Source organism: Nocardia sp. GP40, assembly GCF_050434125.1.
Taxonomy (GTDB): domain Bacteria; phylum Actinomycetota; class Actinomycetes; order Mycobacteriales; family Mycobacteriaceae; genus Nocardia; species Nocardia albiluteola.
This window is the reverse complement of sequence record NZ_JBNPVW010000011.1, coordinates 73,242-94,966: the sequence shown is the minus strand read 5'-3', so window position 1 is coordinate 94,966 and position 21,725 is coordinate 73,242. Positions and strand designations below refer to the sequence as shown.

Annotated in this window: 27 protein-coding genes; 14 read left to right on the top strand and 13 right to left on the bottom strand. The window is 68.3% G+C overall.

Annotated features, from left to right (window positions below; translation table 11 throughout):
- The first annotated feature begins 14 nt into the window (after nt 1-14).
- The 4 genes from ABH933_RS29610 (at nt 15) to ABH933_RS29595 (ending at nt 2,317) form a co-directional block, all read left to right on the top strand.
- Complete coding sequence (locus ABH933_RS29610) at nt 15-239, top strand: hypothetical protein (protein WP_429422432.1); 225 nt, start codon at nt 15-17, stop codon at nt 237-239.
- Nucleotides 236-556 carry a type II toxin-antitoxin system PemK/MazF family toxin gene (locus ABH933_RS29605; RefSeq protein ID WP_429422434.1) on the top strand — a complete coding sequence of 107 codons (321 nt, stop codon included), beginning with the start codon at nt 236-238 and terminating at the stop codon, nt 554-556. The genes ABH933_RS29610 and ABH933_RS29605 overlap by 4 nt, the downstream gene beginning before the upstream one ends.
- A 41-nt stretch (nt 557-597) precedes the next feature.
- Nucleotides 598-1,170: a CopD family protein gene (locus ABH933_RS29600; protein WP_429422436.1), complete on the top strand. Its 573-nt coding sequence runs from the start codon at nt 598-600 to the stop codon at nt 1,168-1,170.
- Nucleotides 1,171-1,696: 526 nt separating this feature from the next.
- Nucleotides 1,697-2,317 (top strand): hypothetical protein, encoded by a 621-nt coding sequence (locus tag ABH933_RS29595; RefSeq protein WP_429422438.1) that lies wholly within the window; start codon nt 1,697-1,699, stop codon nt 2,315-2,317.
- Between the two features lie 302 nt (nt 2,318-2,619).
- Here the strand turns inward: ABH933_RS29595 and ABH933_RS29590 are convergent, their stop codons facing one another.
- From ABH933_RS29590 to ABH933_RS29570, 5 genes are all read right to left on the bottom strand, one after another.
- The gene (locus ABH933_RS29590; protein ID WP_429422439.1) at nt 2,620-3,051 is read right to left on the bottom strand and encodes a TIGR03668 family PPOX class F420-dependent oxidoreductase; all 432 of its coding nucleotides are present in this window, start codon (nt 3,049-3,051) and stop codon (nt 2,620-2,622) included.
- Between the two features lie 23 nt (nt 3,052-3,074).
- Nucleotides 3,075-4,352: an MFS transporter gene (locus ABH933_RS29585; RefSeq protein WP_429422441.1), complete on the bottom strand. Its 1,278-nt coding sequence runs from the start codon at nt 4,350-4,352 to the stop codon at nt 3,075-3,077.
- Between the two features lie 63 nt (nt 4,353-4,415).
- Nucleotides 4,416-6,152, bottom strand: coding sequence for a thiamine pyrophosphate-dependent enzyme (locus ABH933_RS29580; protein ID WP_429422604.1), 1,737 nt, complete (start codon nt 6,150-6,152; stop codon nt 4,416-4,418).
- A 212-nt stretch (nt 6,153-6,364) separates the two neighbouring features.
- A complete protein-coding gene (locus ABH933_RS29575) occupies nt 6,365-7,327 on the bottom strand; it encodes an alpha/beta hydrolase (RefSeq protein WP_429422443.1) in 963 nt (320 codons plus the stop codon).
- A 140-nt stretch (nt 7,328-7,467) separates the two neighbouring features.
- Nucleotides 7,468-8,070 (bottom strand): TetR/AcrR family transcriptional regulator, encoded by a 603-nt coding sequence (locus tag ABH933_RS29570; RefSeq protein ID WP_429422445.1) that lies wholly within the window; start codon nt 8,068-8,070, stop codon nt 7,468-7,470.
- A 75-nt stretch (nt 8,071-8,145) separates the two neighbouring features.
- On the opposite strand from ABH933_RS29570, the gene ABH933_RS29565 reads away from it, so the two are divergent.
- Nucleotides 8,146-9,153, top strand: coding sequence for a GlxA family transcriptional regulator (locus ABH933_RS29565; protein WP_429422447.1), 1,008 nt, complete (start codon nt 8,146-8,148; stop codon nt 9,151-9,153).
- A gap of 55 nt (nt 9,154-9,208) precedes the next feature.
- On the opposite strand, the gene ABH933_RS29560 is transcribed toward ABH933_RS29565, so the two are convergent.
- Nucleotides 9,209-9,493 carry a YciI family protein gene (locus tag ABH933_RS29560; protein WP_429422448.1) on the bottom strand — a complete coding sequence of 95 codons (285 nt, stop codon included), beginning with the start codon at nt 9,491-9,493 and terminating at the stop codon, nt 9,209-9,211.
- A gap of 15 nt (nt 9,494-9,508) precedes the next feature.
- Nucleotides 9,509-10,054 carry an amino-acid N-acetyltransferase gene (locus tag ABH933_RS29555; protein ID WP_429422450.1) on the bottom strand — a complete coding sequence of 182 codons (546 nt, stop codon included), beginning with the start codon at nt 10,052-10,054 and terminating at the stop codon, nt 9,509-9,511.
- 107 nt (nt 10,055-10,161) lie between these two features.
- On the opposite strand from ABH933_RS29555, the gene pgsA reads away from it, so the two are divergent.
- From pgsA to pspM, 5 genes are all read left to right on the top strand, one after another.
- Entirely contained in the window at nt 10,162-10,866 is a 705-nt protein-coding gene (gene pgsA / locus ABH933_RS29550) for a CDP-diacylglycerol--glycerol-3-phosphate 3-phosphatidyltransferase (RefSeq protein ID WP_429422452.1), read from the top strand.
- Entirely contained in the window at nt 10,863-11,360 is a 498-nt protein-coding gene (locus tag ABH933_RS29545; protein ID WP_429422454.1) for a CinA family protein, read from the top strand. Before pgsA ends, ABH933_RS29545 begins: the two co-directional genes overlap by 4 nt.
- A 189-nt stretch (nt 11,361-11,549) precedes the next feature.
- Nucleotides 11,550-11,918 (top strand): helix-turn-helix domain-containing protein, encoded by a 369-nt coding sequence (locus ABH933_RS29540; RefSeq protein ID WP_429422456.1) that lies wholly within the window; start codon nt 11,550-11,552, stop codon nt 11,916-11,918.
- 280 nt (nt 11,919-12,198) lie between these two features.
- On the top strand, nt 12,199-13,017 hold the full coding sequence (pspA, locus tag ABH933_RS29535) for a phage shock protein PspA (protein ID WP_215923261.1): 819 nt from the start codon (nt 12,199-12,201) through the stop codon (nt 13,015-13,017).
- 323 nt (nt 13,018-13,340) lie between these two features.
- Nucleotides 13,341-14,177, top strand: a complete 837-nt coding sequence (gene pspM, locus ABH933_RS29530) for a phage shock envelope stress response protein PspM (RefSeq protein ID WP_429422458.1) — start codon at nt 13,341-13,343, stop codon at nt 14,175-14,177.
- A 98-nt stretch (nt 14,178-14,275) separates the two neighbouring features.
- Here the strand turns inward: pspM and ABH933_RS29525 are convergent, their stop codons facing one another.
- Complete coding sequence (locus tag ABH933_RS29525) at nt 14,276-14,425, bottom strand: hypothetical protein (protein WP_429422460.1); 150 nt, start codon at nt 14,423-14,425, stop codon at nt 14,276-14,278.
- Nucleotides 14,422-15,126, bottom strand: coding sequence for an SDR family NAD(P)-dependent oxidoreductase (locus ABH933_RS29520; protein ID WP_215923262.1), 705 nt, complete (start codon nt 15,124-15,126; stop codon nt 14,422-14,424). Before ABH933_RS29520 ends, ABH933_RS29525 begins: the two co-directional genes overlap by 4 nt.
- A gap of 101 nt (nt 15,127-15,227) precedes the next feature.
- Here ABH933_RS29520 and ABH933_RS29515 point away from each other — a divergent pair, with 101 nt between their 5' ends.
- From ABH933_RS29515 to ABH933_RS29500, 4 genes are all read left to right on the top strand, one after another.
- Entirely contained in the window at nt 15,228-16,082 is an 855-nt protein-coding gene (locus ABH933_RS29515) for a helix-turn-helix transcriptional regulator (RefSeq protein ID WP_429422461.1), read from the top strand.
- A gap of 81 nt (nt 16,083-16,163) precedes the next feature.
- The gene (locus tag ABH933_RS29510) at nt 16,164-17,036 is read left to right on the top strand and encodes an SPFH domain-containing protein (protein ID WP_429422463.1); all 873 of its coding nucleotides are present in this window, start codon (nt 16,164-16,166) and stop codon (nt 17,034-17,036) included.
- Entirely contained in the window at nt 17,036-17,227 is a 192-nt protein-coding gene (locus tag ABH933_RS29505; RefSeq protein WP_429422465.1) for a hypothetical protein, read from the top strand. The genes ABH933_RS29510 and ABH933_RS29505 overlap by 1 nt, the downstream gene beginning before the upstream one ends.
- A 188-nt stretch (nt 17,228-17,415) precedes the next feature.
- Nucleotides 17,416-18,126 (top strand): hypothetical protein, encoded by a 711-nt coding sequence (locus tag ABH933_RS29500; protein WP_429422466.1) that lies wholly within the window; start codon nt 17,416-17,418, stop codon nt 18,124-18,126.
- A gap of 182 nt (nt 18,127-18,308) precedes the next feature.
- On the opposite strand, the gene ABH933_RS29495 is transcribed toward ABH933_RS29500, so the two are convergent.
- The 4 genes from ABH933_RS29495 to ABH933_RS29480 form a co-directional block, all read right to left on the bottom strand.
- Complete coding sequence (locus ABH933_RS29495) at nt 18,309-18,623, bottom strand: hypothetical protein (RefSeq protein ID WP_429422467.1); 315 nt, start codon at nt 18,621-18,623, stop codon at nt 18,309-18,311.
- 131 nt (nt 18,624-18,754) lie between these two features.
- A complete protein-coding gene (locus tag ABH933_RS29490; protein WP_429422469.1) occupies nt 18,755-19,810 on the bottom strand; it encodes an ABC transporter substrate-binding protein in 1,056 nt (351 codons plus the stop codon).
- 60 nt (nt 19,811-19,870) lie between these two features.
- Nucleotides 19,871-20,770, bottom strand: a complete 900-nt coding sequence (locus tag ABH933_RS29485) for an ABC transporter permease (RefSeq protein WP_429422470.1) — start codon at nt 20,768-20,770, stop codon at nt 19,871-19,873.
- A complete protein-coding gene (locus ABH933_RS29480; RefSeq protein ID WP_245402077.1) occupies nt 20,767-21,642 on the bottom strand; it encodes an ABC transporter ATP-binding protein in 876 nt (291 codons plus the stop codon). Before ABH933_RS29480 ends, ABH933_RS29485 begins: the two co-directional genes overlap by 4 nt.
- Nucleotides 21,643-21,725 lie beyond the last annotated feature (83 nt).

Genomic DNA, 21,725 nt, shown 5'->3' with positions numbered 1-21,725 from the left:
CGTTACACTTGGATATGGGAACTTTGAACGTACGCACCGACGACGCGATGGAAGCAGCGCTGGTCGAACTTACCGCTGCACGGCACACCACCCGATCTGAGGCAGTCCGCTACGCACTGCTGCAAACCTACAAGCAATTGCTGTTGCAGCGAGCCGACGGCGATGCCCAGCGACTCGCGGACGACGCCGATGATCAGGCCGAGATGCTGGCAATCCAGCGATTCATGGGCATCGCGTGATCTTCAGGGGGGCCATCTACGAGATCAAAGCACTTCCCGGCGCACGCGGTCACGAACAGCAGGGCCGCCGTTATGCCGTCATCATCCAGTCCGATCGGTTCGCATCCAGCACGGTGATCGTCGCCATGATATCCACCAGTGCTGGACAGGCCGTGTACCGACCCGAAATCGAATTCGACGGGACCAAGACCCGCATTCTCGCCGATCAGATCTACACGGTGTCGCCTGAGCGTCTCGGCGATTTCAAAGGCAGTCTCGATGGTCGTGAGATCGCCGCACTGGACCGTGCCCTCATGCTCAAACTCGGCCTGTTCTAGCGTCCGTCCGGGCCATCGATCGCCTTCGAGCGGTGCTGTGCGTGTATGAAACCGCTGAGCGCGAACGGATTTCGGCCGGCTCCGTCTCGATCCGGAGCGCGGCGCGGCGCCATATGCGGCGGGTCAGGTTCGGCACCGTCGCGATCTGTGCGGTAGGCGTGCTGATCGTGAGCGGGGCCTGGCTTACCTGGACGCACATCGGAACACCCGTACAGATGCTGACCACCCCGTACGGCCGCCACCTGACCGTGAAGCTGGTCATGGTGGCGGCGATGCCGGCCGTCGGGACATACAACTCCCGGGTGCTGCTGCCGGGGATCGCCGCCGCGCGCGAACGCGGCGATCACGCCACGGCCGGACTGTCGGCGCTGCGGAACTTTCCGGTCGCGGTCGCGGTCGAGGCGATACTGGCGGTGGGGGTACTGCTCGTGGTGCCGTTTCTCGCGGGCTCGGGGCGCACGCAGGCGGGCTGGCCGGCCGCGCGCGCATTCGATCCGACGCTCTTCGGTACCGGCGTGCCCTTCGTCGCGCTGGTGGTTGCCGCGCTGTGGGCGGGTGGCCGGGCGCGAGTGAGACGGGCGCCGGTGCGCGAGATACGGTGTGGCGCAGAATGAAACGCGTGTACGCGATCGGGTAACTCGGTAGCAACCGGTGCGGCGATCTCGCCGCCGACCATTTATGTTTCGGTGAGTGAGTGACGATGTGAGTGAATCACATTGATAATCCCGATATTCCGCATTCCTTCAGCGTGCTCACCATGATTGGGGAGCCAGTGGCGGAAAGATCTTATGCGGTGCCGATTTTCGGCGCCATGGCCGCGGCGTACGAGATCACTCGAGGGCTTATCCCTTGAAACGCGTTGCAGTGACAGGCGTTTATTCAAGGTCAACTTCGTTGCGGAACAGCGATTTTCGGCGACTCATTTGTGACACGTCACCCGTTTGGGTATTGGTCTCGGTCAAACATGCTGATGCTGAGCATGATTCGCGGTGTCATCGATACCGTTCGGAAATTTTACCGAAATTTTGCAAGCGATTCGCGTCACGCGAGTGGGGAGAACAGGTTACATTTTGAGTCCGTTTCAGTGTCGGCGCGGTCACCCCACTTCGTCGACGCACCCCTCGAGAAAGTAAGACAGTCATGAGATCTACTGCTGCGCTCATTCGCGTCGCGACACTCGCTCCGGTGGCGCTGATCAGCACGCTGTGTCTGGCCGGTACCGCCAACGCCGCGACCACCATCAACTGGACCTGCCAGGGCACAGTCGACGGTATCGCCGCGAACTCGAGCATGAGCACCTCGGTGACCGGCACAGCGCCCGCCACCGCCACCGCCGGGTCGGCCGTATCGGTCACCCTGACCCCCGGTTCGGTGACAGTCCCCTCGAACGCCTCCGGCTTCACCGTCAACAACGTCAGCAACATCGTGATGACCGCCACGGTGACAAACGGAACGGCCAACAGCGTCACGGCATCCGGCGGCTCCGTCGCGGGCACGGCCGCGGTGTCCGGCGGCAACGTGGTGCTGACCGTGCCCGGTCCGATATCGGGTGGGACCACCTACACCCCGCCGGCGGAGGCGATCCAGACCACCGCCGGCGCCTCGGGTAAGACCATGACTGTCCAGTACGCCGGTACCAGCTTCTCCAGTCCCGGTATGACGCTGACGGTCAACGTGCAGACCCCGTTCGGTGCGCAGAACGTCGCCACGGTCTGCTATCCGAATCCGAACTCGGCTCTCACCTCGACAACCATCAGCTGAGTCGACAGGGCGACGGCGGCCGGCGGGTGCCAGGGAATGTGAACCCGCACTTGCGGTGAGCCCTGTGCGCATGGGCAGCGCCTGCCGCCGTCGATGAGGTGTGGGTGGGAAAATATGCCTGGGTTGGGCCGTGCCAGCAGCTCAACCCAGGTCACACCCTCGGATATCACCGCCGTGGCGATGACATCTCCGTTTCATACATCGAAGGCAAGTCCACGGCTAATGTCGCGGATACCCCATGCCCTGGTATCGATGCATGCCGAATCGTAACACGGTAGGGGGGTCGCCGACCGGCTGCTGAACTATTCGCTCCAGGACCAGCCCGCGACGGTTTCCACCTCGATCCGGACCACCGGCCCCTGCGGCGGACTGTCTTGGTACTGCGGATATTTCGCGGTCAGCCACGCGATCGGCGCCGCGCGGTCTTGCGGCGCCGTCAGTATGCGGGCCGCGCCGTCGAGGCGGACCCACCACAGCCGGGTCCAGTCCTCGTCGTACATATCGGCCAGCAGCGAAACCCGGCCTGTTGCCGCGATATTGCGCAGCCGCCGGAGATTCGTGGTCGTCTTGGGCTTGTGATCGATGGCGAAAACTGCGACGGGGCACGGTTTCTCGATCGCGAGAGCGAAGGTCACCGGCACCAGATGCGGCAGGCCGTCCGCACTCACCGTGGCGAGGCGGGCCACCCGTGCATCGCGGAACCGCACCAGCGCCGCCCGCTCGGTCATCCGCATGCGAACAGGCTATCGCCCGATACTCACGCGGCCGGGTCGGGTCCGTCCGGATGCGGCGGCGTGTGCACCCGGGCGGCGATCGCGCTGGCGACCAGGCAGGCGGCGGCGCCCACCAGCAGGGCCGCGCGTGGACCGGAGGCGTTCATGATCCAGCCGGTGATGACGCTGCCGATGGGGGTGGTGCCGAAATACACGAACACCCACAGCGCCATGATCCGTCCGCGATAACTCGGATCCGAATGCAATTGCAGCGCGGTCGATGCCAGGGTGACGAAGCTGAAGGCGGCGAAGCCACTCACGATCAGCGCCACACAGGTGAGGGGCAGACTCGGCGCGGCCGCCGTGACCGCGAGGCCGACGCCGAAGGCCGCCGCCGTCGCCACCAGATAGGGACGGCGGGGGTGGCGCACCAGCCCGACCGCCAGTGATCCGGCCACCGAGCCGACGCTCAGGACGGTCGAGAGCAGGCCGTAGGTGCCGCCCGTGCCGTGAAAGGTGCGCTCCGCCAGCACCGGGAGGATGACCGGGAAGTTGAAGGAGAACAGGCCGACCAGCGCCATCATCGTCAGCGGCAGCCAGAGTTGTTGCCGGGTGCGGACATAACGCAGCGCGGACCCTACCCCGCCCGAGCCCGCGCGGACAGCGGCGGCGGCCGAGAGGGGTCGGATCGCCACCAGCGCCCCGACCACCGCGAGATAGGAGACGGCATTGACCGCGAAGCACGGTGTCGTTCCGACGAACGCGATCAGCACCCCGGCCAGCGCGGGCCCGACGACCCGGGCGCTGTTCACCACCACCCCGTTGACGCTGGCCGCGCTGGCCAGGTCCGCGGGCGGAACGAGTTGCGCGACAAACGATTGCCGCGCGGGTGCGTCGACGATCTGCACGAACCCGCCGGCCATGGTGACGCCGATGACCAGCGGCACCCCCGCGTGTCCGGTCGCCGCCGCCAGCCACAACGCCGTCGCGAGCAGCCCGAAGGCGATCTGGGTACCGATCAGCAGGCGCCGCAGGTCGACCCGGTCGGCGACCACTCCGCCCCACGGCCCCAGCAACAGCGGCGGCAGGCCACCGGCGGCCAGCACCATGCCCAGCGAAGCGGGGGATCCGGTCAGCCGCAACACCAGCCAGCCGATCGCGGTCACCTGCACGAAGGTGCCGCTGGCGGAGGCGATCTGCCCCGCGAAGTAGATCCGGAACGGCCGTGACCGCAGCGCCCGGAACGCATTGGCCCGGCCTTCCCGCGGAACCTCGTGCGCCGCCACGGCCTCGGGCATCACCGCCAGTGCGACGCGATCCATCCTGTACTTCTCCTGCCTATCGTTCCCGCATAGTATTCCGAACCGCCCCGATCCCGGAGGGACTCAGGGGCGCGGGATGTTGCGCAGGTTCAGGCGGGCGATGTTGGCGATCTCGCCCACTCCTCCGGTCACCATCGTCTTGCCGAGGCCTAGGGCGAACCCGCGCGCCTCCTCGACGGTCAGGTGGGAGGGGACTTCCAGAGCGTCGGGAGTGGTGACCACGTCCAGCAACGCCGGGCCGTCGTGTCCGAGCACATCGCGCACAGCCTCGCGCAGCTCGCCGGGTTCGGTGACGCGGCGGGTGTGGAAGCCCGCGGCCGCAGCGATGGCGGCGTAGTCGACCTCGTCGTGGTCGGTTTCGAACGGCGGATCGCCCGCGACCATCATCTCCAGCCGCACCATGCCCAGACTGGAGTTGTTGAACACCACCACCTTCACCGGGAGGCGGTGGGTTTTGACGGTGAGCAGCTCACCCAGCAGCATCGCCAGCCCGCCGTCCCCGGACAGCGAGACGATCTGGCGGCCCGGATACGCGAGTTGCGCGCCGATCGCCATGGGCAGGGCATTGGCCATGGAACCGTGCACGAACGAACCGATGAGCCGCCGTCGCCCGTTCGGGGTGATATAGCGCGCGGCCCAGGTGCAGCACATGCCGGTATCGGCGGTGAAAACGGCGTCCTGCGCGGCGAGTTCGTCGACGAGCGCGGCGAGGTGCTCGGGGTGGATCGGCCGGTGGGTGGCGATGTGGGTGCTGTAGGTGTCGACGCTGTGTCGCAGCGCCCGCTCGTGGGCGTGCAGCATCTCGTCGAGGAAGCCGCGGTCGACGCGCTGGGATAGGCGGGGCAGCACCGCATCCAGTACCGCGCCGATGTCCGCGACGATCCCCTGCGCCAGCGGCGCGCGCCGCCCCAGTCGCACCGGGTCGAGGTCGATCTGAATGTTGTTGCGCCGCGGCAGGAAATCGTCGTAGGGAAAGTCGGTGCCCAGCAGCAGCACCAGATCGGCGTCGTGCAGCGCTCGATAGCATGCGCCGTAGCCGAGCAGGCCGGTCATGCCGACGTTGTTGGGGTTGTCGTAGTCCAGGATGTCCTTGCCGCGCAGGGTGTGTCCGATCGGGGCGTGTAACAGCCCGCCCAGCCGAAGCACCTGCTCGCGCGCGTCCGCGCAGCCGATGCCGCCGAAAATCGTTATCCGTTCGGCGGATTCGATTCGAGTGAGCAGTTCGTCCACCGCTGCGGGATCCGGCACCCGGCGCGATCCGGCCGCGAGGACGGGCCGACCGGGCGGTTCCCCAGCGGAGTGCTCGGCCAGGATGTCGCCCGGCAGCACCAGCACCGCCGCTCCGCGATCCAGGATCGCGCTCTGAATTGCGCTGCGCGCCAGGCGATTCATTTGATCGGGGTGCGCGACGGTCTCGCAGTAGTGGCTGGTCTGCGCGAACAGCGCCTCGGGCTTGGTCTCCTGGAAGTACCCGGTGCCGATCTGGCGGCTGGTGATGTGCGAGGCCAGCGCCAGCACCGGCGCTCCGGAGCGATGCGCGTCCATCACGCCCTGGACCAGATGGGTGTTGCCGGGGCCGCAGCTGCCTGCGCACACCGCGAGGCGTCCCGTCAGCTGGGCCTCGGCCGACGCCGCGAAGGCGGCCGCCTCCTCGTTGTGCACGTGGATCCAGGCGATGCGGCCGTCACGGCGCACGGCGTCGCTGAAGGCGTTGAGGCTGTCACCGACCAGCCCGTAGATTCGGCTGACTCCGGCGTGGACGAGTGTCTCGACCAGATCGTCCGCCACCGAGCGATGCAACGCGGCCATCAGAGGCTCCCACTGTCGGCGGCGAGAAGGTAGCTGTGATGTCCCGGCCGGGGCCGGACGATCTCGAAGCGGACGAGATCGGACACTTTCTCTGACGTCGTCATGTCGAACCTCGGATTCTGTTGTCGGGCACCGTGATCGGTGGATGTGGCAGAGCGGGACCGGCGGGCGAGGTAGGTCGCCCGCCGGGGCCCGGATCGGGATCAGTCTCGCAGAGCCTGGCTCAGCACGCTGACAGCCTGCGCTACGGCGCTCTTGGCGGCATTGGTGTCGTGCAGGGTGTTGAGCATGACGAAGTCGTGGACGATCCCGCCGTAGCGGACGGCGGTTACCGGCACGCCGGCCGCGCGCAGCTTGGCGGCGTATGCCTCGCCCTCGTCGCGCAGGACGTCGTTCTCCGCGGTGATGACCAGGGCGGGCGGCAGACCGCCGAGCTCATCGAGCGACGCGCGCAGCGGGGATGCGGTGATCTGCGAGCGGTCGGACTCATCGGTGGTGTACTGATCCCAGAACCACTGCATGCCTTCGCGACTCAGGAAATAGCCGGTGGCGAACTCGCGGTAGGAGCCGGTGTCGAAGTTGGCATCGGTCACCGGGTAGAACAGCACCTGCTGACGGAAGGAGACATCGCCGCGCTCCTTGGCCATGAGGGTCAGCGCGATGGCCATGTTGCCGCCGACCGAGTCGCCGGCGATGGCGATGCGAGTGGTGTCCAGGCCCTTGGACGCGCCGTCGGTGGTCACCCACTGCGCGACCCGGTAGGACTGCTCGTTGGCGACCGGGTAATGCACCTCGGGGGAGCGGTCGTATTCGGGGAACACCACGGCCGCGTTCACGCCGACCGCGAGGTCGCGCACGAGGCGGTCGTGGGTGTGGGCATCGCCGAAGACCCAGCCCGCGCCGTGGGTGTAGATGATGACCGGCAGGGTGCCGGTGGCGTTCTTGGGTTTGACGATGCGTGCTCGCACCTGCCCGGTCGGTCCGCCCTCGACGGTGATCCACTCCTCGTCGATCTCCGGCTTGAAGATCGGGGAGTCCTGCACGCCGTCGACGGTCTTGCGGCCCTCCTCGGGTGCAAGCTGGTACAGGAAGGGTGGTTCCGAGGTCGCGTCCACGAAGGCCTGGGCGGCGGGTTCGAGTGAGATGCCGTGCGGGTTGCCAGCCATAGTCGTTCTCCCTGAGGTCGCGTCGAAGTGCGCGCGGTGCGCGCGCCCTGCCAGTCTTCGGCACGAGGGCGAACGACGGCCCCGCCACGCGGGCCAGGAATCCCTGAAATTGGGACACCGATCGCCCGGCGCACGTATGCCTAGACGACGACGCGGTCCGCCCAGGCCGGGGACAGCGTGGACAGGGAGACCTCCGCGATCTGATGCAGGCGGCGGGCCGGGGCATCGAGGCGGCTGAGCTGGATCAGGCCCTGCGAGACCAGGATGATGTGGGCGCTGAGTGCGGGGATCGCGTTGTGGTCGGCGGCGGGTGCGGCCCGGCGGAGGTATTCGGCCACCGCGTCCTCCATGGCGGCGGTGGTCCGGGCGCCGATCTCGGCAACTTCCGGGATCCGCGCGCCGAGGGCGGCGACGCTGTTGATCATGAGGCAGCCGCGGCGGCGGGGTTGCGCGACGCAGTCCTCGATGACGGCGCACAGTAGCGCCAGCATCGCCGCGCGGATGGAACCCGGTGCGGCGAACAGCGTTTCGCGAATGAAGGCGGCCCGGCGATCGCAGTAGCGGGCGAACGCGGCCAGGAACAAACCGCGCTTGCTGCCGTATGCCGCATAGATACTGCCGTTGCCGACGCCGGCGATCTGCGAGATCTCTTCTACCGACGTGTCGTCGAAGCCCTTGGACCAGAACTGTTCGATGGCGGCGTCGAGCAGGTTCGGTTCGTCGAACTGTCTCGGCCGTCCCATGGGGTCACCGTACCAATCCACGTGCGCCGATGGCCTCCCCTTGTTCTGGAGGCACGACTCCATAATACTGGTGACATGTCCACTGACGCGGCAACACCGCGCAAGCGCATCGGTTTCCTGATCTTCGACGGTGTCAAGACGCTCGACTTCGTGGGCCCGGCCGAGGTTTTCGTGGAGGCGAATCAGACCGTCGACGACTACGAGGTGACGCTGCTGTCTCCCGACGGGCTGCCCGTGCAGACGTCGCTCGGCACCCGGATCGAGGTCAACGGGGCGGCCGCGGACCCCGGGCGCTTCGACACCGTGGTGATTCCGGGCAGCGAGGCGCCGCCCGGGCGGTTCGTCACCGCGGAGGTGCTGGCCGCGGCCTGCTCGCTCTCGGCCCGCACGCGGCGCTTCGCCTCGATCTGCAGCGGCGCGTTCGTGGTTGCCGAGCTCGGGTTGCTGGATGGCCGCCGGGCGACCACGCATTGGAAGTTCGCGCGGGAACTCGGGCGCCGGTACCCGGCGATCGATATGCGGCCCGACTCCATCTTCGTGCGTGACGGAAACCTGTACAGCTCGGCGGGAGTCGTCGCGGGCGTGGATCTGGCGCTGGCCCTCGTGGAGGAGGACCACGGGCCGGATGTGGCGCGGCGGGTCGCGCAGTCGCTGGTGGTCCACATGCAGCGCGCCGGCGGGCAGTCACAGTTCTCCGCCTCGCTGAACGGCCCCGCGCCCCGCAGCGCGCTGGTGCGCCGGGTAGTCGATCTGATCTGCGCCGATCCGGCCTACCCGCACACCGTGCAGACCCTGGCCGCGTACGCCCAGGTGAGTCCGCGCCACCTGACCCGCCTGTTCCGCACCGAGCTGGAACGCTCACCGGCGGAGTATGTCGGCTTCGTCCGCTTCTGCACGGCCCGGGACCTGCTGCACGCTGGGCATTCGGTGACCGAGGCCGCCGTCGCCGCCGGCTACGGCAACAGCGAGGCCATGCGCCGGGCATTCATTGGGCGCCTGGGCATTTCACCGCGCAAGTATCAGCAGCGATTCCGCTCGACCGGGTCCGCCGCGGCGGACGAGCCGGAGCGGGCCGCGTCCTGATGCGGAGGCGGCCCGTCGGCGCGGGATGATCCGTGTCGTGTTGTGCGGTGCGCCGCTACTCGGCGAAGGCGCCCATCGTCGGCTTCCACTCCACGAAGCGCGCCTCGTGGAGCGCCTTGTTCTTCGCGAACGGATCGTCGGCGAACAGCTTCTCGACCGCGGCCTGGTCCGCCGCGCTGACCAGGATCAGCGCGCCGGAGCCATCGGGGAACGGGCCGCTGGTCAGCACCGTGCCCTGCTCGACCAGATCCTGCAACCAGGCGCGGTGGGCCGGGCGGTGCTCGTCGCGCACGGCCGCTTCGGACTCGGCATAGGTGTAGAGGGCGGCGAAGATGGGCATGAAAAGTCTCCTGATTCAGCTCAGCGTCAGCAGCATACGAGTATTGCCGAGGGTATTCGGCTTGACGTAGCTGAGGTCGAGGAACTCCGCGACGCCCGTGTCGTACGAGCGGCACATCTCCGCGAACACCTCAGCGGTGACCGGCGTGCCATCGATCTCGGCGAAACCGTGCCGCTCGAAGAACGGCACCTCGAAGGTGAGCACGAACACCCGCCGCAGCTGCAGCTCGCGCGCGGTCTCGATGAGCCGGTCCACGATCAGCCGCCCGACGCCCTTGCCCTTGACCTCGGGATGCACCGCGACCGTGCGGACCTCACCGAGATCGGACCACAGCACGTGCAGCGCCCCGCAGCCGACCAGTTCGCCGTCCAATTCGGCCACCCAGAACTCCTGCACGGCCTCGTACAGGGTGACCAGGTTCTTCTCCAGCAGGATCTTGCCCGCGTAGACATCGACCAGCGATTTGATCCCCGGCACGTCGGAGGTGCGGGCACGGCGGACGATCGGGGTGCCTGCTTCAACCCCGTCGATCGATCCGCTGTGTGGTGCCCGTGTCGTCATGGGGTGCACAGTAGTCGGCGCGGGTACCGATAGTCTGGTGTGGTGCCGCACATCCACCCCGCCCGCCCGCCCGAATCCGTCCGGGCCCATCTCGGCCGAGGGCACCGGTGACCGTGCAGAGCGACGATATGGAAGGCGGCTGGACCGAGGCCCTGCGGCCGCGGCAGCCGGAGGCGGCCAAACCCCGATCCGAAACCACCAGGGCGCGGGCCAATCTGATCCCGGCGACGGCGAGTACGACCGAGCCGGCCGCGGTGCCGCTGCTGAACATCGCGAACATTCTCACGATGGCGCGGATCCTGATCGTGCCGCTGTTCCTGCTGGCGCTGTTCGCGGGCACCGGGCACGACACCGGATGGCGCGTCCTGGCCGCGGCCCTGTTCGGCCTGGCCGCCATCACCGACCGCATCGACGGTCAGCTGGCGCGCAAGTACGGCCTGGTCACCGATTTCGGCAAGCTCGCCGACCCCATCGCCGACAAGGCGCTGATCGGCGCCGCGCTGATCGGCCTGTCCGCGCTGGGCGATGTGACCTGGTGGATCACGGTCGTGATCATCGTCCGCGAGCTGGGGATCACGCTGCTGCGCCTGGCGGTGGTGCGGCGCGGGGTGATTCCGGCGGGTCGCGGCGGCAAGCTCAAGACGCTGGTGCAGTCCCTCGCGATCGCGGTGCTGCTGCTGCCGCTGTCGGGCGCGTTCGCCACCGCGGGCCTGTGGCTGATGTATCTGGCGGTGGCGCTGACCGTGGTGACGGGGCTGGATTACGTCGTGCAGGCCGCCCGGCTGTGGTCGGGTCCGGCCACCCGGCGATGACCGATCCGCTGACCGCGGCGGTTCCGGCCGCCGAGTTGGTACGCCTGTTGATTGCCGCCCGCGCGACCGTGGCGACCGCCGAATCGTTGACCGCGGGGTTGCTCTCGGCCACGATCGCGGGCGTCCCGGGCGCGAGCGCCACCCTGCGCGGCGGCCTGATCGTGTACGCCACCGACCTCAAACACACCCTGGCGGGGGTGAGCGAGCACACCCTGGCGGCGGACGGGCCGGTCGCGGCCGGCACCGCCGAACAGCTCGCGGTGGGCGCGCGGACAGTCTGCGGTGCGGACTGGGGCATCGGCCTGACGGGGGTCGCGGGCCCGGATTCGCAGGACGGCAAAGACGTCGGCACCGTGTTCCTGGGCATCGCCGGTCCCGAGAGCACCGAGGTTTTGCGGTTGAAACTGTCCGGAGACCGGTGGACGATCAGGTTGGAGGCGGTCCACGCGGCCGTCACCGAGCTGGCCCGCAGCCTGGGCGAGCGAAGCGAGTGAGCAATGGGTACAGCTGGGCTTCTGCCCGGGCCACCGCCGAGTGTCGGCAAGGTAGTGGCATCGGTGGGAAGTCGACCGGGGCGGCCGGGCGAGGGTATGGATAGAAAGACGTGGGAACCGGTCGGCGCTGTATGACGTTGTCAGTGCAGAGGCTCGGTCCGGCGAGGCATGAACCGTAAGGAGAACGAGATGACGCTGCTGCGAGAGGCTATCGGGGAAAGTTTGCGGCATGCTCGGATCGCTCAGAGCCGGACCCTGCGCGAGGTGTCGACCTCGGCGCGGGTGAGTCTGGGATATCTGTCCGAGGTGGAGCGGGGTCGCAAGGAGGCGTCCAGCGAGTTGCTGGCGGCCATCTGCCAGGCCCTGGACGTGCCGCTGTCCCAGGTCCTGTCCGACGTGAGCACCGCCCTGGCGGATGCGGACTTCGCCGCGGCGCACCCGGCGGCCGAGCCCGCGGGTGTCGCGAAGGCGTCCGCGTTCGGCCGGATCGCGGGCGAGACCAGGATCGTCATCCCCGCGCCCAGCGCCGACAAGCTGGTGCTGGTGCAGGCGAACTGAACGCGCTGGCTGATCGGGGGGTGCCGAGGCCGTGCGGGAGATGGTCCGCGCCCGAATGAGGCCCAGACCGGCGGGGCGAAGGGGCACCGCGGAGGCCCAAAGACTCGGCAAGGCTGTACGACGGGACGGAAACGGATAGATTCTCTATAGGCAACGGTCACGGGCGGGGTTCTCCGCTCGCGGCGCCGGGCAATGGAGATAGGGACACCAGGGGTGCGTGACGGTCGCGCACTACAGTCGCGTTGGAGCGCGGCGCGTCAGATGGAGGCGGGATCAATCGATGGCTAATCCGTTCGTCAAGGCCTGGAAGTACATGATGGCCCTCTTCGACTCCAAGATCGAGGAGCATGCGGATCCGAAGGTGCAGATCCAGCAGGCCATCGAGGAGGCCCAGCGCCAGCATCAGGCCCTCTCGCAGCAGGCCGCGTCGGTGATCGGTAACCAGCGTCAGCTGGAGATGAAGCTGAACCGCCAGCTGGACGAGGTGGAGAAGCTCAACGCCAACGCCCGGCAGGCGGTCATGCTCGCCGATCAGGCCGCCACGGCCGGCGATACCGACAAGGCGATCCAGTACACCAACGCCGCCGAGGCGTTCGCCGCGCAGCTGGTCACCGCCGAGCAGGCGGTCGAGGACCTGAAGGTGCTGCACGATCAGTCGCTGCAGGCCGCCGCGCAGGCCAAGAAGGCCGTCGAGCAGAACGCGATGCTGTTGCAGCAGAAGGTTGGCGAGCGCACCAAGCTGCTCAGCCAGCTCGAGCAGGCCAAGATGCAGGAGCAGGTGTCCGCCTCGCTGCAGCGCATGGATTCGACGCTGTCCGCGCCGGGCACCACCCCGAGCCTGGACGCGGTGCGCGAGAAGATCGAGCGTCGCTACGCCAATGCGCTGGGCGCCGCCGAGCTCGCGGGCAACTCGGTCCAGGGCCGCATGCTCGAGGTGCAGCAGGCCAGCATTCAGATGGCGGGCCACAGCCGCCTCGAGCAGATCCGTGCCTCCATGCGCGGCGACGCGCTGCCCGCGGGCGATGCCGCGCCGCAGATCGCGCAGCCCGCGGCGCAGCCGCAGATCAACCAGGGCCAGGCCTCGCCCCAGCAGCAGTAGGCCGGTGGCGGCGAGAGCCGCCGACGTTCGAAAGGTAGTCAGGAGCGATGGCCAGATCGCGGACCGGTAACGAGTCCGCGTCCGGCCGCGCCCGATTGCGGCGGAAGGCGCGTTCGGCACCGGATCCGCGTGCAGCGCAGGCGTTTCCGCAGCCCGGCGCGCTGCCTGCGGGAACCTCGGACGCTCCCTCCTCGCCGGACACCAGAGGAACAGTCTCCGAGGTGCCGACCTCGCAGCGGGGAAACGGATCGGCGGAGCGTGGATCCGGTGAGCGGAAACCGCGGGCGACGCACACGCGGTCGAACTCCCGGCCGTCCAGGGAATTGGCAACGCGCGGCCTCCGGGATGCACTGTCCCAGTACGGAATCGACGATCGGGAGATTGAAAGGGCGCGGCGCCTGCCCGATACCCTGCGCGAAGTCGGCGAACATGCGATGCACGCGGTGCGCAGCTGGGCCGAGCCGCGCGAGCGGGAGCTGCGGCGGCGCCGCCGGGCCCGTCGGCGCACCCTGCGGTGGGGGACCGCGTCGGGCATCACCGCCGCGGGCACCGCGGGTCTGGCGATTCTGGCCGCGCCCGCCTGGGCGGTGATCATTGTCGGCGGCGGTGCGGTGGTCATGGTCACCGGGGCGGCCGTCACCACGCGGCGCTATCTGGTCATGCGCCGGAATCCGTTGCCGCAGGCGGCCTTCGTACCCCGCAAGCTGCCCCCGGTCCGCTCGATCACCCGGGAACCGGTGGCCCGCCTGGTCCGCGCCGAGGAGGTGTTCCACACACTCGTTGCCCAGATCGTCCGGGGCCGTAGGCTTCCCGAGGAGGATCTGGCCGACACGGTGGAGACCGCCGCCTCCAGCGCCGCGGCCCTGCATACCCTGGCCGCCGACGTGGTCGCCATGGAGAAGGCGGCGGAGGTCGTCGCGCGGGGAAGCGCTGCGCCAGCGGTCGACATGGCCGCGCCGCTGCGCGCCGGCGCCGCACGACTGTCCGCCGGTATCGCCGAATACGAGCTCCTGGTGGCCGCCGCCTCCCGGATCCTGGCGGCTCCCGAGTCCGTTACCGCGCCAACCGAATTCGATATGGATCTGCTCAACCTGCGCGACTGTGCCGACCGCCTCGACGGCTGGGCCCAGGCCCTGGCCGATCTCGCCGAGCGCCGCTGAGCGGGCGAAGCCCCGCCGCCGCGGGCCACTGCGCGATGCTCGAGTCCATCCGCTGGACCGAGCCCGGAAGCGGTTGGCTGCCGGACTGATTCGGGCCACTACCAGGGCATCGGGCGCACCGGCCCGGGGTAGAGCTCCCCCGTGTGTCCGTCGGGTGCCGCCGTCGCCAGGCGAAGGATGACGCCCGCCGCGTCCTGCTGGGCGGTGTTCACGGAAGTGGTGGCTGCCGGACTGATCCGGGCCGTCACCAGGGCATGGGGCCCTCGGGGCCGGAGTAGCTTCCGGTGGGCCCGTCCGGTGCGACGGTGGCCGCACGCGCGACGACCTCGGCGGCCTGATCGATCGTCTGGATCCCCTGGTGATGGTTGAGATCGGTTGCGGTGTAACCGGGTTCGACCGCGTTGATCCGAATCTGGGGGAACGCCTTGGCGTATTGCACGGTGAGCATGTTCACCGCGGCCTTGGATGTCGGGTACGCAACGCCGGGATAGGCGGACGCGGGGCCGGGGGTGGTCATACCGGCGAACGAGGCCAGCCCGCTGCTCACGTTCACCACCACCGGTGCGGCGGAGCGCTCCAGCAGCGGCAGGAAGGCGTGCAGCACCCGGACGACGCCGAAGACGTTGGTGTCGAACACCTCTCGTATCGTGTCGCCGGTGAGGTCGGCGGCGGTGGGCACGCTGCCGTCGGGGTTGCGGCTCTCGATGCCCGCGTTGTTGATCAGCACGTCCAGCCCGCCCTCGGCCTCGACGGCCTTCGCGGCCGCGGCGACCGACGCGTCGTCGGTGACGTCGAGCTGGACGACGCGCGCCCCGATCTGCTCGGCGGCGGCGCGGCCGCGCTCCAGGTCGCGGGACCCGATGTAAACGGTGTGGCCCTCGGCGACGAGCCGGCGCGCGGTCGCGAACCCGATGCCCTTGTTGGCTCCTGTGATCAGTGTCGTTGTCATGACTCCAGCCTCGCCGTCGTGGGATGGGACAGCCAGCTCCCTGACCTTCCTGGGACTGCCGATACCAGGCACGGTACCTGCCGACGCGGAACACTGGAGGTATGGCGACCTCGGAACTGGGCAGGGCGATGCGGCGATGGCGGGACCGGCTCGCACCGGGCGACGCGGGGCTGCCCAGTGGGGGCCAGCGCCGCGCGCCCGGGCTGCGACGCGAGGAGCTGGCGCTGCTGGCGGGCATTTCGGTGGACTACATCACCCGTCTCGAGCAGGGACGCGCGTCGAATCCCTCGACCCAGGTGGTCGAGGCACTGGCGCGGGCGCTGCGGCTGTCCGGCACCGAGCGCGCGCACCTGTTCCGGCTCGCGGGGCTGGCGCTGCCGGAGCCCGAACTCGTGCCGTCCCACATCACCGCCAGCGTGCAGCGGGTGCTGGACCGCCTGACCGGGACGCCGGTCGCGGTGTACGACGCCACCTGGACGCTGCTGGTGGCCAATCCGCAGCATGCCGCGCTGGTCGGTGATCAGTCCGGGGTGCGCGGCATCGAGCGCAACGGCGTGTGGCGGCACTTCCTCGGCACCGGCAACTCCGGCAGCACCGTCCGGCGTACCCCGGAGGCCCTGCTGGAGTACGAGACCGCGCTGGTCTCGGACCTGCGCACCGCTGCGACCCGCTATCCGGCCGACCATCAGCTGCAACAGCTGATCACCACCCTGCGCACCGGCAGCCCCCGATTCGCCGAACTCTGGGACTCGGGCGTCGTGGGCCGCAGGACGAGCCACCCGAAGACCATCGAGCACCCCGCGGTCGGCTCGCTGACCCTGGACTGCGACGTGATGACGGTGGCGGGCAGCGATCTGCGGATCATGATCTACACCGCCGAACCCGGCACCGAGGACGCCGAACGGCTGGCGCTGCTCGCGGTGCTGGGCACGCAGTCCCTGGCCGAATCCTCCTAGCACACCGGCGAATTTTCCCTCTGGACGCGCGAACCGCTCAGCGCTATCGTCGTGATATCACTTAGATATTGGGAGGATGTCATGGAGCTGCGTCCGGCCTTTCGGGTCAACGGGTTCTTCATGTTGTTGCTGCTGCTCGCCGTCGGCATCGTCGGCGTGGTGCTCGGGGTCAGCGGCTCGGGTTCGCACGGCTCCGGGGCCAGTGCCGGTGCGGTGATCGGGTATGTGATCCTGGTGCTGGCGGTGCTGCTGCTCACCGGACTCACGACGGTCGGGCCGAACGAGGCGAAGGTGCTGCAGTTCTTCGGCCGCTACATCGGCTCGGTGAGCGACGCCGGATTCTTCTGGGTGGTGCCGCTGACCGCCAAGCGCCGAATCTCGTTGCGGGTGCGCAACTTCGAGACCCAGAAGCTGAAGGTCAACGATTCGGACGGCAACCCGGTCGAGATCGCGGCCGTGGCGGTCTACCGCGTCGTGGACAGCTTCAAGGCCGCCTTCGCCGTCGACAACTACGAGGAGTACGTGCGCACCCAGTCCGAGACCGCCGTCCGCCACCTGGCCACCACGCATCCCTACGATTCGGACGACCAGTCCCGCACCAGCCTGCGCAACGGCACCGAGGTCGCCGAGGAGATGACCGTCGAACTGCGCGAACGCACCGCGCTGGCCGGCATCGAGATCCTCGAGGCCCGCATCACCCACCTCGCCTACGCGCCCGAGATCGCCCAGGCCATGCTGGTCCGCCAGCAGGCGAGCCAGGTGGTCGCCGCGCGCAGCCGCATCGTCGACGGCGCGGTCGGCATGGTCGGCATGGCCCTGCAGCGCCTGGCCGACGAGGGCATGGTCGAGCTCGACGAGGAGCGCAAGGCGTCGATGGTGTCGAACCTGCTGGTCGTGCTGTGCGGCGACCGCGCCGCCCAGCCCGTGGTCAACACCGGGACCCTCTACTCCTGATGGCCGCGCGGGAGCCGAAGAAAGTGCTGCTGCGCCTCGATCCGGCCGTCTACGAGGCGATCGCCAAGTGGGCGGCCGACGACCTGCGCAGCATCAACGCCCAGATCGAGTACGCGCTGCGCCGGGCCCTCGAGCAGGCGGGCAGGACGGTCAAACCGCCGAACTCGAAGCCCGCGCCAGGCGTGGAATGACGAAAGCGATCGAGCCGGACCGGGGTCTGACAGGACCCCGGTCCGGCTCGCGCAAAGCGGAGGTCGTCTCACGGGTACAAAACAGACCGAACGCCTGTTTTGCCTGGAAGTGTCCTCCAGTATGTCACGTATTGAGCACAAAACGACCTAGGACGTGCGAATACATATCGAGTAGGTAGCGTGGTCGCGTGCCAATCTCGTTCGAAACCGGGGGACTGCAACAACTCGACCAGAGCACCTGGGGCGATCCGGTCACCCGGGACATCATCACGCTGACCTATATCGAGGCCGTGCCGGACCTCCCCGCGCCGCTGGAGGACGAGGAGACCCTGCGTCTGAAGCTCACCGAGCTGCAGGCCGAGTTCGGCTGCCTGCTCGAGGCCCACTCGATCACCGTCAACGGCCAGCCCGCCCTGCTGCGGCTGGAGAAGTTCCCGCTGCCGGACCGCGAGGCGGGCCTGGGGTTCACCGCGGGCATCGTGGTGCCCAAGGCCAGCTGCTGCGCGATCCTGAAGATCATGTGCCCGGAGAACGGCCGCCCCGGCGCCCGTGAGGCCGCGGTCGTGCCGAGGGTCGGATTCCCGAACATGTTCCCGCCGCACCCCTACGCGCCGGAGGTCCGCGGCAAACTGCCGTACAACGCCGCGGACGACATGCGCTGGGATTCCATGTTCCCTACCCACGCGCTCACCCGTGCCCGCCGCTGGATCGTGAACGCCAGCCGCACCGCCAAGATCGATCCTCGCTATGCAGCGCTGCCGGCCTTCACGGGTCCGGCCACGGTGAGCGTGGGCTCGAGCGGCGCGAATTCGGACGTGTCCAGCAGCTCGGTCACCGAGGCCATGCCGATCGCGCCGGTGCCGCCGTCCGCGGAGACCAGGCCGATTCCCAAGTCCTAGGCGTACCAGCACATTCGTTCCGGCCGTGCGCGGTCCGAGGACTACTTCGCCCAATGCTCATTGCGTCCATCGCCGCGCGAATTCCCATGGCACAACTGGGGATCCGGCGGTTGTGCCCGGCTGAACGGCCTACTGTTACGGCACCGCTGTCCGGTAGACAGCGGGCGTTCGGATCGAGGGAGTCATTGCATCCATCTCGCCACGCGCAGATCCGGAACGAGCTTCCCGGCGTCCCGCAGCGCGGTGTACGCGGCGCGCTTGCGGGGGCAGTCACGCATGCGGCAGGAGCGATGGTCGCGCATTGCCCGGTGAGCATCCGGGATCGGCAATGCGGTATCGGGTGCACGGTGTGAGTTGTGCCCACCGTCCGTGCGGATCGCCTTGTCCGGCAGTGTTTCCGGGATGTCCTGCGCGGCTCGGGACGGTGCGAGGAACAAGGCGGCGGCGAGCGCGGTCACCGCGGCGGCGAGGACGGCTAACAGTACGAAGGCGAGCATGGCTGTCTCGGTGTCGTGTGCGGGTTGTGTGAATGTGGAGACCGGGCAGAGCCAGGATCGGCGACGACAACGGCTCCGAGCGGGACGTTGACCGTCCGCTCGGAGCCGCCCCTCATCGCCAGGACCTCAGCTCAATTGCCGCTGCCCACGGTCTTGTTCGCCTGAATGACGTAGCTGTCTGTGTAGGTCTTGGACACATCGACCGAGCCGTCCAGTTTCCCGACGAACTTGTCGATTGCGATCGCGGTCTGCGCGGCGCCGGCCGGCATCATGCCATCGGGCAGGAACTGCCCCTTGTCCTGGTCGAGGGCCTTGATGTAGTCATCCTTGGTGACCAGTTCGTTGGACACGAATTTCGGCGGCAGGTGCGCCGCGATGTCGGCGGCGCTGTGGGTGTTGATGTAGTGCATGGTCTCGACGAGTGCGTTGACCACCTTCTGCACCAGATCCTTGTGCGAGTTCACCCAGTCCGTCCGGGACAGGACAGCGGCCGCGGGGTACACGCCGCCGAGCCACTGCTGCGAGCCGGCGGTGCTGGCCAGGTCGGTCGCGGAGTAGCCGACGCCCGTCTTCTCGATCGCGGCCACGGTCGGCTGCGTCGTCATGGCGCAGGCGATCCGGCCCTGCTTCAGCGAGGAGATGAGCGTGCTGCCGTCGCCGACGCCGACCCGGCTGTAATCCTTCGTGCCCAGGTGTTGTTGTGCGGCAAGGTACTGACTGAGGTCGTCCGTGCCGGAGCCGAGGTCGGTCACGCCGACGCTCTTGCCCTTCCAGTCGGCGGGGGAATGTACGTTCGAGCCGGTCGCGCACATCTCGCGTTCGCCCGGGGCGCCGGACAACTGGGCGACCGAAATGACGTCCTTGCCCTTCGACTGGAATTCGGCGGCGTGGATGTACCACGCACCGGCCATATCGACCTGCCCCGACCCCATCGCGTCCTCGGCGCCGACACCGCCGGTGGTCTCGGTGCTCAACGACATGTTCACGCCGTATTTCTTGTATAGGCCGAGGCCCTCGGCGAGCTGGTACGGCAGGTAGATCTGCTTGTCGATGCCACCGACCATCATGGTCACGGTCGGCAGGCCATTGCTCGCCTTGTCGCTGCTCGATCCGCAGGCGGTGAGGCCGACGGCGAGCCCGACGGCGGTGGCGGCCACCACCACACGGGCCACGATACTGCGCTTCATCAGTAATTCTCCTCGATGAGAACGGGGTTGATCTATTGGGGTTCAGGGGATTTCGAGGTCTCAGATTCCGGCAGCCTCCGAGTGTGCGGCCGGGCGCCAGCCCAGCAACCGGTTCTCCACCCGGGTGAGGATGAATTCCGCGGTCAGGGTGATGATCGCGATGATGACCATCGCGGCGAACACGCCGTTGGGTTCGAAGTTGTTCTGCGCGGTGGAAATCACCAGGCCGAGCCCGTGCTGAGCGCCGAGGAATTCACCGACGATCGCGCCGATCACTGCGAACCCGAAGGCGACGTGCAGGCTGGCGGTGATCCAGGTCAGCGCGGAGGGCAGCACCACATGCCGGATGACATGCCAGCGTGATGCGCCGAGCACCCGGACGTTGGCAAGCAGGTTCCGGTCCACTTCACGCACGCCCTGGAAGGCATTGAAGAACACGACGAAGAACACCAGGACCGCCGCGAGCAGCACCTTCGACGGCGTGCCCAGCCCGAGCCAGACCACGAAGATCGAGCCGAGCACGATCCGCGGCATGGCGTTGAGCACCTTGATGTACGGACCGGCCACGTCGGCCAGGAACGGGAACTGCCCGAGCAGGACCCCTGCGACGACGCCGCCGACGGTGCCGTAGACGAAGCCGAGCAGGGCCTCCTTCATCGTGATCCCGATCTGTGACCACACCGAGCCGTACTGGGTTCCGTGTTCGACCCAGTCGACCAGCGTGGACACGATCCCGCTGGGCCTGCCGAAGAAGAACGGATCGATGACCTTCCAGCCGGTCAGCAACTGCCAGCCGCCGATCACTACGACCGCGACGGCCAGCCGGGCCAGGTACACGCGAAGTTTGCGCATCCGGGCGCGCCGCCGGGCCAGGTCGGACATGTCAGCCTCGTTGGGCACATGCCGGATATCGGTTTGCATGGTCGTCATGGCGTCGGACACATTCGATGCGCTTGTCACGGCTTTTCTCCCTGCTGTGCGGCGGCGGTAGCCGCGTATGCCTGCTCGACCTCTTCCCGCAGGGACTCCCAGATCTGCTGGTGCAGTTCGAGGAACCGCGGCTCGAACCGGATCTCCTGAACCGCGCCGCGCGGGCGGGGCAGGTCGATCTGGTAGACGTCCTTGACGGTCCCCGGACGCGAGGTCATCACGACGACCACATCGGCCAGCGCGATGGCCTCCTCCAGGTCGTGGGTGATGAACAGGACGGTGGGGCGGGTCTGCTCCCACAGCTGCAGCAGCTCGTTGGACATGATTGCCTTGGTCTGCACGTCCAGGGCGCCGAACGGTTCGTCCATCATCAGCAGCGACGGCTCGTTGATCAGCGCGGCGGCCAGGCTGGCGCGTTTGCGCATGCCACCGGAAAGCTGGTGCGGGTAGTGGTCCTCGAATCCGGCCAGCCCGACCCGCTGCAGCCACTCCGTGGCCTGCGCCCGCGCGGTGCGCTTGGGCACGTGCCGGAACGTAGGACCGAGTGCCACGTTCGACACCACATTCTTCCAGGGCAGGAGGGCGTCGGCCTGGAACATGAAGCTCGTTCCCGGCGTGATGCCCTTGACCGGCTGCCCGGCCACGCGCACCGATCCGGCGGTGGGGCGGTCCAGGCCGGATACCAGGCTCAGCGTGGTGGACTTGCCGCAGCCGGTCGGCCCGACGATCGCGCAGAACTGGCCGGGCTCGATGGTCAGGCTCACTTCGCGCAGGGCCGTGAAGGTCTCGCCGGTCGGGCTGGTGAAACGCTTGGTGACCGCGGACAGCTCGATCCGGGCGTCCGATGAGCGGTGGGGAGCCGTCGGGGGGTCGGCCACCGTATTTCCGGCTGACGCAGCCATTGTCGCTATCTCCTTGGTGTCGTTCTCGTCCGCCGGGGTGGTCTCCGTTGACTGGCGGTCCGTGTGCTGTTATGCGAACGACA